Consider the following 16,524-nt stretch of genomic DNA (forward strand, 5'->3'; position numbering starts at 1 on the left):
TAATGGATTTAATTACTACCGCAACATTTTTGATCTATGCAAACTCTATCTCGTCGCATATATTTTTAAATAATCAACTCTTAGCTTGCTGAGGTCACAGATGGATTTGACTGCGGTTCCCCTGCATGCGCATTCTTTTCATGAACTGCTCACGATACTCACCTCGGCATTAGGCTGCGGCCTATTGATTGGTCTGGAGCGGGAACGGCATAAGCAACGCGAACAGCAACCGAGTTTTGCCGGCTTACGTTCCTTTGCAATCTGTGCTTTATTGGGTGCACTGTGTTTCCTGTTTGGAATCGTGATTGCTGTAATAGGTGCTTTGATCGTGGGTGGCATGGTCATTTTATCTATCAAAAATCAACCAGATGATCCGGGCATTACCACAGAGCTTGCATTTGTGATGACCTATTTTATTGGCGCCATGTGTTTATGGAATATTCCTCTGGCAGCCGGTCTTTCTGTGCTCTTAACCGGTATTTTGATGGCCAAACATACCATGCACAATATTGCCGGAAAATGGATTAAAGAAGCCGAATTCAGGGATGGACTATTATTACTGGCCTTGATTTTGATTGGCTTGCCGCTGACCCCTGATCGCCCTTTTTGGGGAGAAGTGCTTAACCCTTATATTATCTTAAAATTACTGACCTTAATTTTAGTGGTACAAGCTCTGGCGCATATTGCGAAACGCTTTTTTTCGACTAAAAATGCCCTGATGCTGTCCTCCATTGCTTCCGGTTTTGTTTCCAGTACGGCGACCATCGCTCAGTTAGGTTTACAGGTCCGTAAAGGTGAAATGGATGCACGATCGAATGCCGGTGCCGCGCTGATGTCCTGTATCTCGACCATTGTACTGCTATTGATTGTGGTTGGAGGGGTATCATGGAACTGGCTGAAAATCCTGCTTTTGCCCTCTTTAGTTGCCGTAATCCTTCTGGCAGCCTGTGCATTTTTATTATTGCGCAAGGCAAAACCTGCGCCGAGCATGGAATCGTCAGACAGCCAGATGTTCAGCTTAAAAGAAGCTGTGATTATTGCAGTGACTTTAACGCTGATTCAGGCTGGAGTTTACGGACTGGAGGTCTGGCTCGGGGATGCCGGCTTACTGGCCGGGACCTTACTCGCCTCTCTGTTCGAGATTCATGCCGCGATGGCCAGTGTTGTCGTTCAAGGCGATCCCTCCAATCTCCGTTTGATTTACGCCCTGCTTTTAGGTCTGGGTGCTCATGCCCTGGCCAAGTCAGCCAATGCCGCTTTGACCGGTGGCTGGAAGTTTGTCCTTTATTTTGCGCCTGTGCAGATTTTGCATATGGCGGCGTTGATCGGCTTGTTGTGGTGGAACCTATAATCTAGGAAGGAATATGCTGGATAGCAACAATGAGCACTTGCTGAGCATGAATTTTGAAATGGATATCAACATTTGCAAACTTCATCCCATATACCCGTTCTTCATCTTCCTGATATGCAGGTCTTGGATCTAGAGATAAGACAGCTTCTAATTCCTGAATAGTCTGCACAGAAATTTTTCCATTTCCTAGTAATTGTTGCTTTTGCTGCTCCGCTTCATCACACCAGATGACGGTTTTACGTGATGGTTCATCCTGTGCATAACCGCTTTGTGCTTCGATGATAGCATCCGAATATTGAATATAAGGTTTGATATCCATAATTGGCGTGCCATCCAGCAAATCACTCCCCGTGACATACACCTGAACATGCTTGCCAACCTTTCTCACTTCTTTGAGTTTGACCACAGATAAACCAATCGGTGATGGACGATACATGCTGCGTGTAGCAAACACGCCTATTTTCTTGTTACCGCCCAAACGTGGCGGACGCACTTGTGGACGAAACTGGCTATTGTCCTGGTTTTTATTGTCATGAAATTGCCAGATCAGCCAAAGATGACTAAATTCTTCAATTCCCTCAAAGGCGAGCAGGTCATTATAAGGCCCGACCATTTCGATATAGCTTTCGACCTGAACCAGATTCGGCTGACGAGGAATACCAAATTTTTCTTTATAGGGAGAACGCATATAACCAATAATCGGCAGCGCAAGTTCAGTCATCATCACTTTTTTTGATAAGCTCAATTAAATATATTCAGTTTATCGAGAATGAATTTAGATTAGAATAGCAAGCTGTTCTAATTTGATAATTTATTGAGACCTTTAATGGCTGCTTTTAACGTCGAAAAGATTACTCACGTCCACCACTGGAATGATACTTTATTCTCTTTTAAAACGACTCGTGACACTGCTTTGCGTTTTAAAAACGGTCAGTTTGTAATGATCGGCCTTGAAGTCAATGGCAAGCCGTTAATGCGCGCATATTCAATTGCAAGCGCCAACTACGAAGAAGAGTTAGAATTTTTCTCAATTAAAGTGCCTGATGGTCCACTGACTTCGATTTTACAGAAAGTAAAAGTCGGCGATGACATTTTGGTTTCTAAAAAGCCTACAGGTACATTGGTACTGGATGACCTAAATCCAGGTAAAAATCTTTACCTTCTTTCTTCTGGCACTGGTCTTGCACCTTTCCTGTCGACTATTCGCGATCCTGAAACTTACGAACGTTTTGAAAAGATTATCGTAGTTCACGGTACCCGTTTCATTTCAGAACTAGCTTATCAAGATTTGATCCTGAATGAAGTTCCAAATCATGAATTCTTCTCTGAACTCGGCGCGAAAGAAAAATTGGTATATTACCCAACCGTAACCCGTGAAGAATATCCAAATCAAGGTCGTGTAACCACTGCGATTGAAACCGGTGAACTGTTTGAAAAAATCGGTCTGCCACGTTTCAACCCGGAAACTGACCGTGCCATGTTATGCGGTAGCCCGGCATTCCTAGATGACGTTGCTGCGCTTCTTGACCAACACGGTCTGAAAGAATCTCCGAAAATGGGCGTTCTGGGTGACTACGTGATTGAACGTGCATTCGTAGAAAAATAAGATTTGCTAAACTAAAAAACCGGACTTAAAAGTCCGGTTTTTTATTGGAATAATCACTAAAAAATTAACGATCGCGACCTTCCTGATTTGCAGAACCTGAACAGCCTGCGCCACCTGCAATGATGAAACCCGTTTGCGCTTTACATGAACCAATCATACGGCCATGAGAGTCAAATGTAGTCACTGACGATGCACAGCCCATCAATATAACAGTCGCTACAAGTGCAATAAGTGCTGATAATTTCATGATATTCCCCTTTATTATTTACGGTTTTAAATTAATCTGATTTTGGCTTGGTGGCGTTGGTAACAGGCCTGTATTCGCATCTGGCGTATTGTAATTCACACCTAAGGCATCGCCTGAACCACTACAATGTGCACTTGCGGTCGAAAGTAGGCCACGCGTCGCCATACATGAACCGATGATTTTTCCTGTTGCATCATAAGTCACGACTTTGGAACTACAAGCGGCTAGCCCCGATATTGCCAATATTGAAAAAATTTTAATTAAATTCACATTAACCCTCGCACGATGCAAAAAACTAAATTATTAAAATTTATGTATATTTTCTGAATTTCGCCAGAGATTCTAATTTAATTTGTTTATTTGTAAAGCTTTATTTTTCAAATATTATAAAAATGGAAATAAATAAAAAGCTGCCCTGCAGGACAGCTTTAAATATAAAAATTAGCTGGATTTATGTTTAAGTGATCTTTCTTCCAGAGACTGCTTAATCACTTGATAACCTGATGTGATGCCGAGTGTAGCGATAATTACAGCCACAATAATATCCGGCCAAAGACTGCCTGTACCAAATACGCCTACGGCTGCCAAAATGACGGCAAAGTTGCCAATTGCATCATTGCGACTACAGAGCCAGACCGACCGCATATTGGAATCACCTTCACGAAAAGCATAAAGAATTGCTGCTGTAAATACATTCGCTACTAAGGCCAGCACACCAATCAGGCCCATTGTCAGTGCTTCAGGTGGAATACCTTGCAGATAGGCGTAAATCACTTTGCTAATAACCACCAGACCAAACAACGCCATGGTCACTCCCTTCACCAAAGCGACTGTTGCCCGCCAATAGAGGCTCGCACCTAGTACAGCCAAAGAAATCCCGTAATTGACGGCATCACCAAAGAAATCTAGCGCATCTGCCCATAAGGCTGATGAATGTGCATATGCACCGCCGATCAACTCCACTACAAATAAAGTGAAGTTTACCAGCAAGGCAATCCATAGCGCTGTTCTAAATTTGCTGTTGGGCTTGATGGGTGCCGGTTCAGGACTACAACTACAGGCCATATAACTCCCCCGATGATTTTTTATCTAAAACACGATAAATTGATTAGAAACTATGGACTAACTCCAAGGTCAAGCATGAGGGCGATATGTCAGTTTATTTGATTTCAGAAATGGCCAAAAAGACTGGTCTAAGCACTGATACCCTACGTTTTTATGAGAAAAAAGGCTTTATTCAGCCGAATTTTCGAGCAAGTAATCAGTATCGTTATTATGGTGAAGACGCCTTAAAAAGACTGCTTTTTATTAAGCGTTGTCGTGCCTTGGACATGTCGTTAAAAGAGATTGAAACCCTGATTCAACTTGAACAAAATCCGGAGCAAGACTGCTGTGCCGTCAACCAATTGATTGATCAGCATCTTTCGGATATTTCAAATAAAATTAAAGAATTACAAATATTTGAACGGCAACTGATCACACTGAGAGAAAGTTGCAACACCCCAACCACTATTGATCATTGCCAGATTTTAAAAACGCTTGAAAATCCTGAAAATGACTGAATATTGAAGATATTTTATGGAGGATTCCCTACTTAAAAAAGAACCTTGTTTTACATCCAAATCGCGTATTTCCGAGTGATTTACTAGGTTGAATCCAAATTCCAGATGATTAGAATAAAGCCGTACTTTTTATATGTCTTTCGATTTGATCATGAGCATTACCACCGTTACCGAACTTCTCTCACCAGCTGGCTCACTCAAAAATATGCGCTATGCTTTTGCTTATGGTGCAGATGCAGTCTATGCTGGCCAGCCACGCTATAGCCTGCGTGTTCGTAATAATGAATTTGACCATGACAATTTAGCGCTTGGCATCAAAAAAGCGCACGAAATAGGCAAAAAATTCTATGTGGTGGTCAATATCCAGCCGCATAACTCCAAACTGAAAAATTTTATTCGTGACTTGGAACCTGTGGTCGCGATGCAGCCGGATGCGCTGATCATGTCCGATCCAGGACTGATCATGCTGGTGCGTGAACATTTTCCAGAGATGGATATTCATCTCTCTGTTCAGGCCAATGCCGTGAACTGGGCAACTGTGAAATTCTGGAAAAACATGGGGCTGACCCGTGTGATTCTGTCACGTGAACTGTCGATTGAAGAAATTGCAGAAATCAAACAGCAAGTGCCAGATATGGAGATTGAAGTCTTTGTTCATGGCGCACTGTGCATGGCCTACTCTGGCCGTTGTATGCTGTCTGGCTATATGAACAAACGTGATGCCAATCAGGGGGCCTGCACCAATGCCTGCCGCTGGGAATATAAAGTTCTGGATGCCAAGGAAGATGAAACCGGTGATGTCATTCCAGTAAAAAATCTGGATTCAGGCTGCTGCTCAAAAGATGCCGACGAAGAACACATGCAAGAACAACATCAGTTTGATGAGCCTGTGCTATTGCAGCGGAATGATGAAGATATGTTTGCTGCTGAAGAAGATGAACATGGCACTTATTTCATGAATTCTAAAGATCTGCGTGCTGTTCAGCATGTAGAGCGCTTAACTAAAGTAGGTGTTCATTCACTGAAAATCGAAGGCCGTACCAAGTCTTATTTCTATTGTGCCCGTACTGCTCAAATTTACCGTAAAGCGATTGATGATGCACTTGCGGGTAAACCTTTTGATCCGTCACTGATGACACAATTAGAAGGCTTAGCGAATCGTGGTTATACCGAAGGTTTCCTACGCCGCCATGTGCATAGTGAATATCAGAATTATGAACATGGTTCTTCCAGTTTTGATCATCAAATTTTCTGTGGCGAAGTGCTGGAGCGTAATGGAGATTACATCAAGATCGATGTGAAAAACCGTTTTATCGTCGGTGACTCACTCGAACTGATGACGACTAAAGGCAATATCACTTTCACTTTAACCGAAATGAAAGACAAAAAAGGTAATCTGATCGAAGATGCCAAAGGTTCAGGTCACATCGTCGAGATTCCGGTTCCGGCAGATGTCGATATGCAATATGCCCTGCTCATCCGTAATCTGCCAAGTTCGACTGCGGATATTTCGGCATCTTCACTGGCTTATCAGGCGAGTTAAATATGGCACTGCTAATTACCGAAAAATGCATCAATTGCGATATGTGTTTACCGGAATGCCCGAATGACGCGATTTATGAAGGTGCAAAAGTCTATGAAATTGATGTGAACCGTTGTACAGAATGCGTCGGTTTTTATGAGCATCAGACCTGTGTAGATGTCTGTCCGATTGAATGCATTGTTCCACATCCGGAGTATCGGGAAACACAAGAACAATTACTGGAAAAATTTAAGGGTTTGAACTTATTTAAATCTTAAAAATGAAGCGATGGAATAAACATTGCTTTATGTAAATACAACCTTGGGGAAAGTATAAAAATAAGGGTTGAAAACAAAAAGTGAGAGGCAAAGAACAGCTGAAAGTGTGTGGGGACACTTTTGGCTGATCCAATAATAAATATAAAAAAAGGAACTCGGGTGTTAGCGTCCTGAGTTCCTATAAAGCGATAATAATGTATTGATAAGATATAGCACCTCGGTTTTGGGGAACCCAGGTGCTATTTTTTTATTGTCCTGAACGGATGATGTAATCAAAAGCAGACAAGGATGCCTTGGCACCTTCACCGGTGGCAATGATGATCTGCTTGTACGGCACTGTGGTACAGTCACCTGCTGCAAACACCCCTTTCACATTGGTTTCGTTGCGGTCGTTAATCACGATCTCGCCACGGTTGGTTAGCTCAACTGGGGTTTCTTTCAAGAAGTCCGTATTTGGCAACAAACCGATCTGCACGAAGATTCCTGCCAGCTCAACCACATGCTCTTCATCTGTGGCACGGTCTTTGTATTTCAGACCCGTCACCTGTGAACCGTCACCCAGCACTTCAGTCGACAAGGCATTCTTGATCACGGTGGTGTTCGGCAAGCTGTTCAGTTTGTCTTGCAGCACCTGATCCGCACGTAGTTTGGTATCAAACTCGACCAGCGTGACATGCTCTACAATCCCTGCCAGGTCAATCGCAGCTTCGACACCCGAGTTACCGCCACCAATCACAGCGACACGTTTGCCTTTGAACAGAGGACCATCACAGTGCGGGCAATATGCCACACCACGGGTTTTGTATTCCTGCTCACCTGGAACGTTCATCTCTCTCCAGCGTGCACCGGTCGACAGAATCACGGTTTTAGATTCCAGTTTGGCACCATTCTCTAAGGTCACTTCCACCAGACCATTGGCAGTTTCATCTGCACCTTTGATGTTGGATACCCGTTGCAGGTTCATGATGTCAACCCCGTATTCACGCACGTGGGCTTCCATCTCGGCTGCAAATTTAGGACCTTGAGTTTTCTGTACAGACGTGAAGTTTTCAATATCCATGGTATCCATGACCTGACCGCCCATGCGTTCAGCCACGATCCCGGTTTTAATGCCTTTGCGTGCTGCATAGATCGCAGAAGTATTCCCTGCAGGTCCACCACCGATCACCAGGACATCAAAGGCATCTTTGGCATTCAGCTTTTCCGCATCTTTGGCAGCGGCATTGCTATCCAGCTTGGCAATGATTTCTTCCAGTGTCATACGACCCTGACCGATATGCTGGTTGTCCTGGAATACCATCGGCACCGCCATGATTTTGCGTTCTTCGACTTCTTCCTGGAAGAAAGCCCCATCAATCATGGTGGCAGTAGTGCCCGGGTTATAAATGGCAATCAGGTTGAGTGCCTGAACCACATCCGGACAGTTATGGCAGCTTAAGGATACAAATACATCGAAATTAGATTGAACACCCAGGCTCTTGATATTCGCCAGAACTTCATCCGAGACTTTCGGTGCATAACCGGAAGTTTGCAGCAATGCCAGGATCAGCGAAGTGAACTCATGGCCCATTGGCAAGCCTGCAAAGAACACACGCGGTTCCTCACCTTGTTTGGCAATCCCGAAACTTGGCGCACGTGCATTGGTCCCGTCAAAGCGTGCAGTGACCAGGTCAGACAGTGCAGCCACTTCGGCAACCAGTTCCTGGATTTTGGCTGATTTGTCAGAGCCATCTAAAGTCGCGACCAGTTCAATCGGGCCTTCCAGGCGTTCTAATAAGGTTTTAAGTTGAGCTGAAGTATTTTGGTCTAACATTGCTAACGTCTCCAAAGGAGTAAATGTTTATTTGATAACAGGATATTAAATGAATTGAATAAATAGGTAAAACAGTTTGTTTTTATTTTATTGATCGATATTTTAGATTATTAAGCTAAACCTAGTTTTTTTACTGCCTTATTTAAATTTTTGAGCTGTGTTAAGCAAGTTGAATAGGTTATCTTAAAAATAGCATTGAAATTTTATCAAAAAAATGCTCCCTATTCAGGAGCATTTTGGGAAATTAATGAATGCGCTGTTCGATACGCAGGGAACGACCCTTGATTGAGTTGGCCAAGAAAAACAAGATTAGACTGAGCAGTGCCGATAAAATGGCAACACTAATAATGACCAGATTAGTGATCTGGCTCAACTGATCCGCCTGTTGCACCTGCGTATTTACACTCTTGGCGACCGGTGTCATCGCTTGACCATAGACTTGTTGCTGCATGGTCCAGATTTGTCCAGGCTTGAAACCATATTGTTCAAATTTAGGATCCTGTTTTTCCGCCTCAACCAATTTTAAAACATAGGGTTTTGCGGCAGATAAATCTTGCGGCTTATGCAGCAATGCCGTTTGCGCCAATAAATAAGACTTTACTGGTGCAGCAATCTCTGAATCGGCCAGATAACGGGCGATTTCACTGTCATTGATATTGCTGTCGTAATACACCACTTGCTGATAAGCATCATCCCGATCATTACGTAGATCATGCTGCCAGTAAGTCAATCCTGACCAGATCACGATAAAAGCAATCAGCCAGGCGACAAATTTCAGCACAAAAGACTGAAAGCGAACATAAAAGAAACGCAACTTTTTCAGTAAGCCAATCACAAAAAATGCACCGATGAAAGAGGCAAAAATTTTAATAATCAGCCAGCCAAACCAGCTCAGCAAACTAAAAAAATAATCCGGACTATCACCAATGCTGGCCAGTGTGGCATCTACACTGACCGGCAAATGCAACTGCTGTACTTGAGTACTCAGGCCAAAAAAGCCATAGACCAGTTCCTGCTGGAAAAATAGGCTGATCAATGAGGCTATAAATACGGTAGAAGTAGTCAAACCCAATAGCATCAAATTGCGTTGACGTTTCTTGAGTGCAACTACCCCCTGCTTGATGTCCTGAGGCTTAACGGCGTATTCATCTAAGGGCGGCAATCTCTACTCCTTCTTACAGATTTTGGCCCTACCTGATTTAGTTGGGCTTGGATCCACTGGTACTTGATTCAATCACCAAATGATTCAGATTATCCTGCAAAGCTTTCAAACGCACGGTTGCTTCTGTGCGTTTTTGTACACCTTCTTTCTGAATCTGAATCACATCATTTACAGTTTTAATGAGGGTGTTTTGCACATGTTCAAGTGTTTCAATGTCAATCACCGAGCGTTGATTGGCTTTAGCCGTATCAACCGAGTTCTGATGTAACAGGTCAGCATTACGGCGCAGCAGCTCGTTGGTAGCATCATCAATGGTATTGGCCAGCTGTACACTGTTCTTCTGTTCACTCAACGAAATCGCCAGACTGATCTGGTTTTTCCACGCCGGTAAAGTAATGTTTTTGATCGCATAGAACTTGTCGACCAACATCAGGTTATTCGACTGGATAATCCGGATCATTGGCAAGGTCTGCATCGCAGATTGCTGCAATACCTGTAAATCACTGACACGTTTTTCCAGATTATTGGCCAGATGGTTCAGGTCATAAATTTTCTGGGTGGTGCTCTGATCTTGCGGCAAGGCGGTTAAAGTGGAAATTTCCTGCTGCAGCTCCTGTTCGCGTAAACGGCCTGCGGCGATATGTACCCCGAGCTGTTTATATTCATCCTGTACCCCGTCAAACATTTTATCCAGGGTATCAACACGTGCTTTCAAACCGGATTGCGAGGTTTCAATCTCTTTCACCAGTACATCTAGCTGCTCTTTAGTGGTATTGAAATGCGCATCAAAGTTATCTTTCGCACCTTTGAATTTGCTAATGATATTGCCAAAAAAACCCGAACTTTTCTTTTTATTGAGAATACTGCTGGTATTCAGCTGCTGAGCCACCTGTACCACCTGATTCAGCTTCTGTCCTGTTGCATCCAGATCTCTATTTTGCACCAGATTCAGTAATTCATCGGTATAGGTCGAAGTTTTGGTCGCAATATTTTTGCCATATTCAGCCACGCTGTTATGACTCATGTTCTGCAACTCTTTACGTGCAGCCAGCACCTCCTGAAAGTCAGCAGACTGTAAGCCCAGTTCTTTCAGGTCCATTTGCTGGAATTTTTGTTCGACCAGTTCATTCGAGCTTTCAACAGGTAAATTTACTAAATCAGACTTGGTCATAGTTCACCTTATATTGTTATGTTTTCGAGGGTTTCTCGAGGGATTTTTTTAACGTTTTAATCAGACTCTCACGGCTATTATCAAGTTTTTCCAGATCACTTGTCGAGTGTTTCGTCTGGCTTTGTTTGACATGATATTGCCAGGCCGGAATCAAGACCTGCTGTGCTTCCTTAAAGCGATCCAGCAGGCTAAAGGAAAGCTGCTGCGAAAGCTGCATCTGGGTAATGGCGATGTCATTACTGCTTTGCAAGGTACGTAAGGTATTAATTTTCTTGGAGAGGCGTTCTGAAAAATTATCCAAGGGATGCTGGTTTTTGACGAATAGCGGATATTCAGACAGAAACTCGTCTGCTGCGACAATGTGCTTGGCCATCTGTTCGCGCAACCCCAAAAGCTGCTGAAAACGTGACTGCGATTTCTGAATTTCAATCTGCAATTTACGGCTTAAGTGATCGGCCTGATCCAGCAAACGGTCCAGCCGTTGATAATATTCCACCTGACTTGAGCCATAATCCAGATCGATGCCCAGCCATTTCTGTAGAGCATTAAATTTACGTTTTTTCAGATATTTTTTAGATTCTGCCAAGGCATGAATCAATTGCTCAATGGTCTGGCTTAACTGTTGGGTCAAGTGCGGATCTACACCATTCAGTAGAACGGACTGTGCCTGAATCAGAGCATCTGCATAATGATTCAGCCCATATTGATTATCCAGTACAGGCACAAGCTCATTACGCTTAATCGCCAGAATTTCCTCACGATCAAGCATCATGTCAGTCAAGGCAGGTAGAGCTTCAAAGCGCGACATGGTTGAGGCGATATCCTTTAAAAAAGTGAAACAAAGAAGTCTAGAACATCTTCGAATGTAGCAAAAAAACAGACCGCGTTGTGTATATTCATCCAGAAATTCGTTACATTACTTTAACTAAATCCATGTTTTATCTTTATTTTAATGATGATTTTGGCAATACGATTCAATTGCAGAGATAAATGACTACATTGCATTTTGAGAATTATTTAACTTTAAGCATTTAGAACTTTAAAATGTATTCAATCTGATCTAAATGCTTACAACATCAGGTTTTACTTAAAATCCATATACAAAAAAAGCCATATTGCTATGGCTTTCAAGGATGATCCAACGCTGGCTTAAAGATAATCCCCTTCGCTCTCCGGCTGAAACAGCACTTTTTCAATGGTCACTTTCATGGTATTACCATCCGGTTGTGGCCATTCAATGGTTTGACCTTCTGCTAAGCCCAAAATGGCTGCACCTATCGGTGCGATCACATTGACCTGCCCCTTTTCACCCTTAAACTCATGCGGGTAAACCAGTGTCACCTCAACCGGCTCTGGTGAAGGTGCAATCGTCAACAGTACACGGGAATGCATGGTCACGATATTGCTTGCGATTTCTTTTGGCTCAACTACTTCGGCACGTGCCAGTTCATCCTCTAAGCGAATCATGGTTTCACTCAGCTTGCTCTGGTTCTCCAGCATCGTTTCCAGACGCTGTAAATCCTGCTCAGATAAAATAATGTTGGGTTTAGTCATCCTTATTACCTTGTTTAATGCATAAATGAAAAATTAATCAATCAACCGCCAGCAGCATTTTTAAATACAGGATTTACCCATCTTCAAATGATACCGATCCATATAACGTTTAAATAAAAAGAATGATGTCATTCACGGCGCTTATATCAGCACCACCTTACAGTAACATGGGATTCACTCAAGCGCTTCATCTACCATGATCTTCAGCTCAATAACCTATTATTTTTAAAGTGTCAGGTTCTGAAAATAATTCCTGTAAATAATTTCAAGCAAAGCATGCAACGAATGCATTCATTCTTTTAAAGCATTTAAAAATACAAATAGTTGATAAAAGACTTTAAGCCAGATTGAGAAAAACTCAATATGATTTTATTGATGACTCAATCTCTTACGGCATGGAAATTGATCTATATAAGCCCGATCAAGTCTAAACATCTTTTACATCGTTATTTTTACAGCTATAAAAAAAGCTCCCGGTTGGGAGCTCCTTTCCGTTTATAAGCGATTATGCATAAACTGGGAATTTAGCACATACCGCTGCAACTTTCTCTTTCACCGCGTTGATAACAGCTTCATCGCCTTTAGCATCTAGGATGTCAGCGATCCAGCCTGCAAGTTCACGCACTTCAGCTTCGCCAAAACCGCGAGTTGTTACTGCAGGTGTACCGATACGGATACCTGAAGTGACGAACGGAGAGCGTGGATCGTTTGGTACAGAGTTTTTGTTCACAGTAATGTGAGCAGCACCTAACCAAGCGTCAGCTTCTTTACCTGTAATGTCTTGCTTGATTAAAGACAGCAAGAACAAGTGGTTTTCAGTACCACCAGAAACTACATCATAACCACGAGCGATTAATACTTCAGCCATTGCTTTCGCATTAACAACGACTTGTTGTTGATACGCTTTATATTCAGGTGCCATTGCTTCTTTGAAGCAGATTGCTTTCGCAGCAATCGCGTGAACCAAAGGACCACCCTGGTTGCCTGGGAATACAGCTGACTGTAATTTTTTCTCGATTTCTTCGTTTGCTTTCGCAAGGATTAAACCAGAACGTGGACCACGAAGTGTTTTGTGAGTCGTAGTCGTAGTTACGTCAGCAATTTGCACCGGGCTTGGGTAAACGCCAGCAGCAACCAGACCTGCAACGTGAGCCATATCAACAAATAGGTAAGCACCTACTTTGTCCGCGATTTCGCGGAAACGCTGCCAGTCAACGATTTGGCTGTATGCAGAGAAACCAGCAACGACCATACGTGGCTTGTGCTCAAGCGCTAAACGCTCAACTTCTTCGTAATCGATCTCGCCAGTTTCAGGGTTTAAACCGTACTGAATCGCATTATATGTTTTACCAGAGAAGCTTACTTTTGCACCGTGAGTCAAGTGACCACCGTGAGCAAGGCTCATACCCAGAACTGTATCGCCCGGGTTCAGAAGCGCTAAGTAAACTGCTGAGTTTGCTTGTGAACCAGCATGTGGCTGAACGTTAGCATAATCAGCACCAAAGAGTTCTTTAGCACGGTCAATCGCCAATTGTTCGATAACGTCTACATACTCGCAACCGCCATAGTAGCGTTTACCTGGGTAGCCTTCCGCATATTTGTTAGTAAGTTTTGAACCTTGAGCTTCCATAACTGCTGGTGAGCAGTAGTTTTCAGAAGCGATTAGCTCAATATGAGCTTCTTGACGAGCATCTTCATTCGAGATTGCTTGAGCTAATTCTGGATCAAATTCAGCGATAGAGATATTGGCAAACATTAGCGAGGTCCTATTGATTTAGGGCTTTTAAGCCGTGCTAAGATTGGCGCGTATTGTAGCATGAAGTTTTAAATTTTCGATCATGAACTTTATTCAGTTTGCAATAAAAATGGCTCATATCTAAAAAAACATGAGCCATTCAGATAAAAATAAGTTATTGAATTGGCATTAGAGATTTTACATCTGAAATAATATTAGGAATATTCAGTGCATAGACGCTACCATGATCCCATTTAGTCGCATTTGACTCATCCGTAATATAACGTACTGAAGTTTGTTTCTGATTGGCGAGTGCAACCAAAACATCTGTTGCTGCTTTCGGAACGGTACTATCTGCTGAACCCTGATAAATAATCACTGGCGTAGACACTTTGACCTGTAAAGGCTGAGAATCTTTATCCAGGAAGTTTTTCACCACCGGAATACTCATGAAGTTGGTTTGAGTACGCGGATATCCTTCTAAAGTTCCGTTATTTTGAGCATACTGTCCCATTGCAGCACCAAATTTATTACCCAGTACATCATAGCAATCAGTTTCCGCATTCTTAGCGATCTGGTCAGTCGGTGTTTTAAAAATCTGGCTATATTGCAGATTTGGGTTTGGATTACGTAAACCGGCAGTAATCAATGCCGTGAACGTATCTAAAGACGCCAAAGTTTCAATCTTTTTACCCAGATCGGTTTCTTGTCCAGCTTGCGCCTCACCACCTGACAAAATCAGGCTAAAATTAGAAGCAGGTGCTAGAGCCACTGTCCCCTTATAAGTCATTTGAGCAGCTCGTGCTGCATATTGTGCAGCACCTAAAGCTGCCTGTCCCCCTTGAGAATGCCCAACAGCCATCCATTGACTAGATGCATCTGTCCCTAAATAATCTTTTGCAGCGACAACGGCATCGGTAATCGAATAGGCTTCACTCTTGAGATTCAGGAAAGGATGGAGCTCTTTTCCACCAGGCTCACCTAAACCTTCATAATCGGGTGCAACGACCACATATCCCGCTTGAAGAAATCCAGCAATCATATTCCTGATAAAAGGATTCAGTGCATTTCGACTTGGTGCACATTGGTCAGCAACGCCAGTCGTGCCATGAGCCCATGCGACGATCGGCCATCCCTTTGCTGGTGGTGTTCCCTCAGGGGTGAACACCAATGCAGTCGCTTGTGTTTCTTTACCATTAATCCCTAACATCTTATAAGTCATGATCACACTTTCGTCAGCGATCCCGGCGAAATCCGTTTCAGTATAGGCCACCGGGGTTGCCACCACCGGATTGTCTATATCATTTACAGGAAGAGCAGGTTTGGACTCGTAAAAACGATCATTATCACTATCATCGTTACAAGCAGTTAAGGCCACACTTAATGTGAGAAGAGCACAGGTCAATACTTGACGTTTCATCGATCTTATCCTTATCTTATTTATTATCATCTCTAATGAGTTTTTCTGGTTTTATCTTTAACAAACGATAAAACTACATGTAATTTCCCAATTTATCTAAACAATATCAAGAAAAGAATGCGTTATTTTTTCTATTAAATTCGCACCGGTTTAGATTTATTATGAAATCAACAAACTTTAAAATAGAGAATTTCTCCTCTCCAGAACTATACAAATAGTCGTCATACGTTAAAAAGCCTGCAATTAATACAGAAATAAAGCAATTCAATTGTCAGTTGCAAAATAATAATGTTAGATTTTACTCTCCTCTCTTTTTCAGGCACATTTCCGACATGCAGGCCATTATTCTTGATACCGAAACGCATACTTTAAATGGCCAACCCATCGAAATTGCTTATGCGCCTGTCGAAATTGTAGAGCATAAAATCAGTCTGGATAAAAGCCGCCTGTTTGATCAGGTCTACTCATGTGACGAAGCTATTTCTTTTGCTGCCATGGCCGTGCATCATATTCTGGAATCGGATCTGGAAGGTCAGCCGCATTACAGTACCTTTCGCCTGCCTGATGAAACCGTCTACATGATCGGCCATAATATTGATTATGACGTCCGTGCCATCGAAAAATGTGGCGTAGATACTTCAAAAATCAAGGCGATTTGTACACTGGCTTTAGCACGTCGGGTCTGGCCAGATGCGGAAGCACACAATATTTCTGCCCTGATTTATATGATCACCAAAGGCAGCGAAAGAGCGCGTGAAATGATCCGTAAAGCGCATCGTGCCGATATGGATATTATTTTAACTGCCAATATTTTGATGCATATTGTGCATCATTTAAAAATCAACAGTATGCAGGAATTATTCGACGCTTCTGAAGATGCCCGAATTCCACGTACGATTAATTTTGGCAAACATCGCGGTACTGCCATCGCCGAACTACCTGCTGACTATGTGCAATGGCTATTGCGTCAGGATGAACTGGATCCTTATTTACGTAAGGCCCTTGAAAATACGGCGATCACGACATTATAGGTCTTATCAAAATAAACCTCAGTATTTTAATAAATACTTCATATTAATGTAATTTTCACAGACTATGCTCTA

General features: G+C 42.7%; 17 protein-coding genes. 6 read left to right on the forward strand and 11 right to left on the reverse strand.

All coding sequences use genetic code 11. The features are described from left to right. The first annotated feature begins 100 nt into the window (after window positions 1-100). Window positions 101-1,351 carry an MgtC/SapB family protein gene (locus NI466_RS10660; RefSeq protein ID WP_253173528.1) on the forward strand — a complete coding sequence of 417 codons (1,251 nt, stop codon included), beginning with the start codon at window positions 101-103 and terminating at the stop codon, window positions 1,349-1,351. Between the two features lies 1 nt (window position 1,352). Here the strand turns inward: NI466_RS10660 and tsaA are convergent, their stop codons facing one another. Then, the gene (gene tsaA, locus NI466_RS10665; protein ID WP_253173546.1) at window positions 1,353-2,072 is read right to left on the reverse strand and encodes a tRNA (N6-threonylcarbamoyladenosine(37)-N6)-methyltransferase TrmO; all 720 of its coding nucleotides are present in this window, start codon (window positions 2,070-2,072) and stop codon (window positions 1,353-1,355) included. A gap of 105 nt (window positions 2,073-2,177) precedes the next feature. Between tsaA and NI466_RS10670 the strand changes: the two genes are divergently transcribed. Further along, entirely contained in the window at window positions 2,178-2,957 is a 780-nt protein-coding gene (locus NI466_RS10670) for a ferredoxin--NADP reductase (RefSeq protein WP_004279005.1), read from the forward strand. A gap of 64 nt (window positions 2,958-3,021) precedes the next feature. On the opposite strand, the gene NI466_RS10675 is transcribed toward NI466_RS10670, so the two are convergent. The 3 genes from NI466_RS10675 to NI466_RS10685 form a co-directional block, all read right to left on the reverse strand. After that, entirely contained in the window at window positions 3,022-3,204 is a 183-nt protein-coding gene (locus NI466_RS10675) for a hypothetical protein (RefSeq protein WP_253173529.1), read from the reverse strand. An 18-nt stretch (window positions 3,205-3,222) separates the two neighbouring features. Continuing rightward, the gene (locus NI466_RS10680) at window positions 3,223-3,474 is read right to left on the reverse strand and encodes a hypothetical protein (protein ID WP_004279009.1); all 252 of its coding nucleotides are present in this window, start codon (window positions 3,472-3,474) and stop codon (window positions 3,223-3,225) included. 171 nt (window positions 3,475-3,645) lie between these two features. Further along, window positions 3,646-4,269, reverse strand: coding sequence for a cation efflux transmembrane domain-containing protein (locus NI466_RS10685; protein ID WP_253138062.1), 624 nt, complete (start codon window positions 4,267-4,269; stop codon window positions 3,646-3,648). A gap of 86 nt (window positions 4,270-4,355) precedes the next feature. Here NI466_RS10685 and NI466_RS10690 point away from each other — a divergent pair, with 86 nt between their 5' ends. The 3 genes from NI466_RS10690 (at window position 4,356) to NI466_RS10700 (ending at window position 6,566) form a co-directional block, all read left to right on the forward strand. After that, complete coding sequence (locus tag NI466_RS10690; RefSeq protein WP_005106480.1) at window positions 4,356-4,766, forward strand: Cd(II)/Pb(II)-responsive transcriptional regulator; 411 nt, start codon at window positions 4,356-4,358, stop codon at window positions 4,764-4,766. Window positions 4,767-4,899: 133 nt separating this feature from the next. Continuing rightward, window positions 4,900-6,309, forward strand: coding sequence for a prephenate-dependent tRNA uridine(34) hydroxylase TrhP (gene trhP, locus NI466_RS10695; RefSeq protein WP_253173530.1), 1,410 nt, complete (start codon window positions 4,900-4,902; stop codon window positions 6,307-6,309). 2 nt (window positions 6,310-6,311) lie between these two features. Then, complete coding sequence (locus NI466_RS10700) at window positions 6,312-6,566, forward strand: YfhL family 4Fe-4S dicluster ferredoxin (protein WP_253173531.1); 255 nt, start codon at window positions 6,312-6,314, stop codon at window positions 6,564-6,566. Between the two features lie 247 nt (window positions 6,567-6,813). Here NI466_RS10700 and ahpF read toward each other — a convergent pair whose 3' ends face one another. The 7 genes from ahpF to NI466_RS10735 form a co-directional block, all read right to left on the reverse strand. After that, window positions 6,814-8,379: an alkyl hydroperoxide reductase subunit F gene (gene ahpF, locus NI466_RS10705; RefSeq protein ID WP_253173532.1), complete on the reverse strand. Its 1,566-nt coding sequence runs from the start codon at window positions 8,377-8,379 to the stop codon at window positions 6,814-6,816. A 244-nt stretch (window positions 8,380-8,623) separates the two neighbouring features. Continuing rightward, on the reverse strand, window positions 8,624-9,541 hold the full coding sequence (locus NI466_RS10710) for a hypothetical protein (protein ID WP_071851000.1): 918 nt from the start codon (window positions 9,539-9,541) through the stop codon (window positions 8,624-8,626). 37 nt (window positions 9,542-9,578) lie between these two features. Next, on the reverse strand, window positions 9,579-10,712 hold the full coding sequence (locus NI466_RS10715) for a toxic anion resistance protein (RefSeq protein WP_253145779.1): 1,134 nt from the start codon (window positions 10,710-10,712) through the stop codon (window positions 9,579-9,581). Window positions 10,713-10,728: 16 nt separating this feature from the next. Beyond that, complete coding sequence (locus NI466_RS10720; RefSeq protein ID WP_004645592.1) at window positions 10,729-11,520, reverse strand: hypothetical protein; 792 nt, start codon at window positions 11,518-11,520, stop codon at window positions 10,729-10,731. A gap of 341 nt (window positions 11,521-11,861) precedes the next feature. Beyond that, the gene (gene rnk, locus NI466_RS10725; protein WP_216986221.1) at window positions 11,862-12,266 is read right to left on the reverse strand and encodes a nucleoside diphosphate kinase regulator; all 405 of its coding nucleotides are present in this window, start codon (window positions 12,264-12,266) and stop codon (window positions 11,862-11,864) included. Between the two features lie 505 nt (window positions 12,267-12,771). Then, the gene (gene glyA / locus NI466_RS10730; protein ID WP_253173533.1) at window positions 12,772-14,022 is read right to left on the reverse strand and encodes a serine hydroxymethyltransferase; all 1,251 of its coding nucleotides are present in this window, start codon (window positions 14,020-14,022) and stop codon (window positions 12,772-12,774) included. A 154-nt stretch (window positions 14,023-14,176) separates the two neighbouring features. After that, window positions 14,177-15,421 (reverse strand): alpha/beta hydrolase family protein, encoded by a 1,245-nt coding sequence (locus tag NI466_RS10735; RefSeq protein WP_085064138.1) that lies wholly within the window; start codon window positions 15,419-15,421, stop codon window positions 14,177-14,179. Window positions 15,422-15,753: 332 nt separating this feature from the next. Here NI466_RS10735 and NI466_RS10740 point away from each other — a divergent pair, with 332 nt between their 5' ends. Continuing rightward, the gene (locus NI466_RS10740) at window positions 15,754-16,452 is read left to right on the forward strand and encodes a 3'-5' exonuclease (RefSeq protein WP_253173534.1); all 699 of its coding nucleotides are present in this window, start codon (window positions 15,754-15,756) and stop codon (window positions 16,450-16,452) included. The last annotated feature ends 72 nt before the right edge of the window (window positions 16,453-16,524 follow it).

This window comes from Acinetobacter lwoffii (assembly GCF_024129595.1).
Classification (GTDB): domain Bacteria; phylum Pseudomonadota; class Gammaproteobacteria; order Pseudomonadales; family Moraxellaceae; genus Acinetobacter; species Acinetobacter lwoffii_O.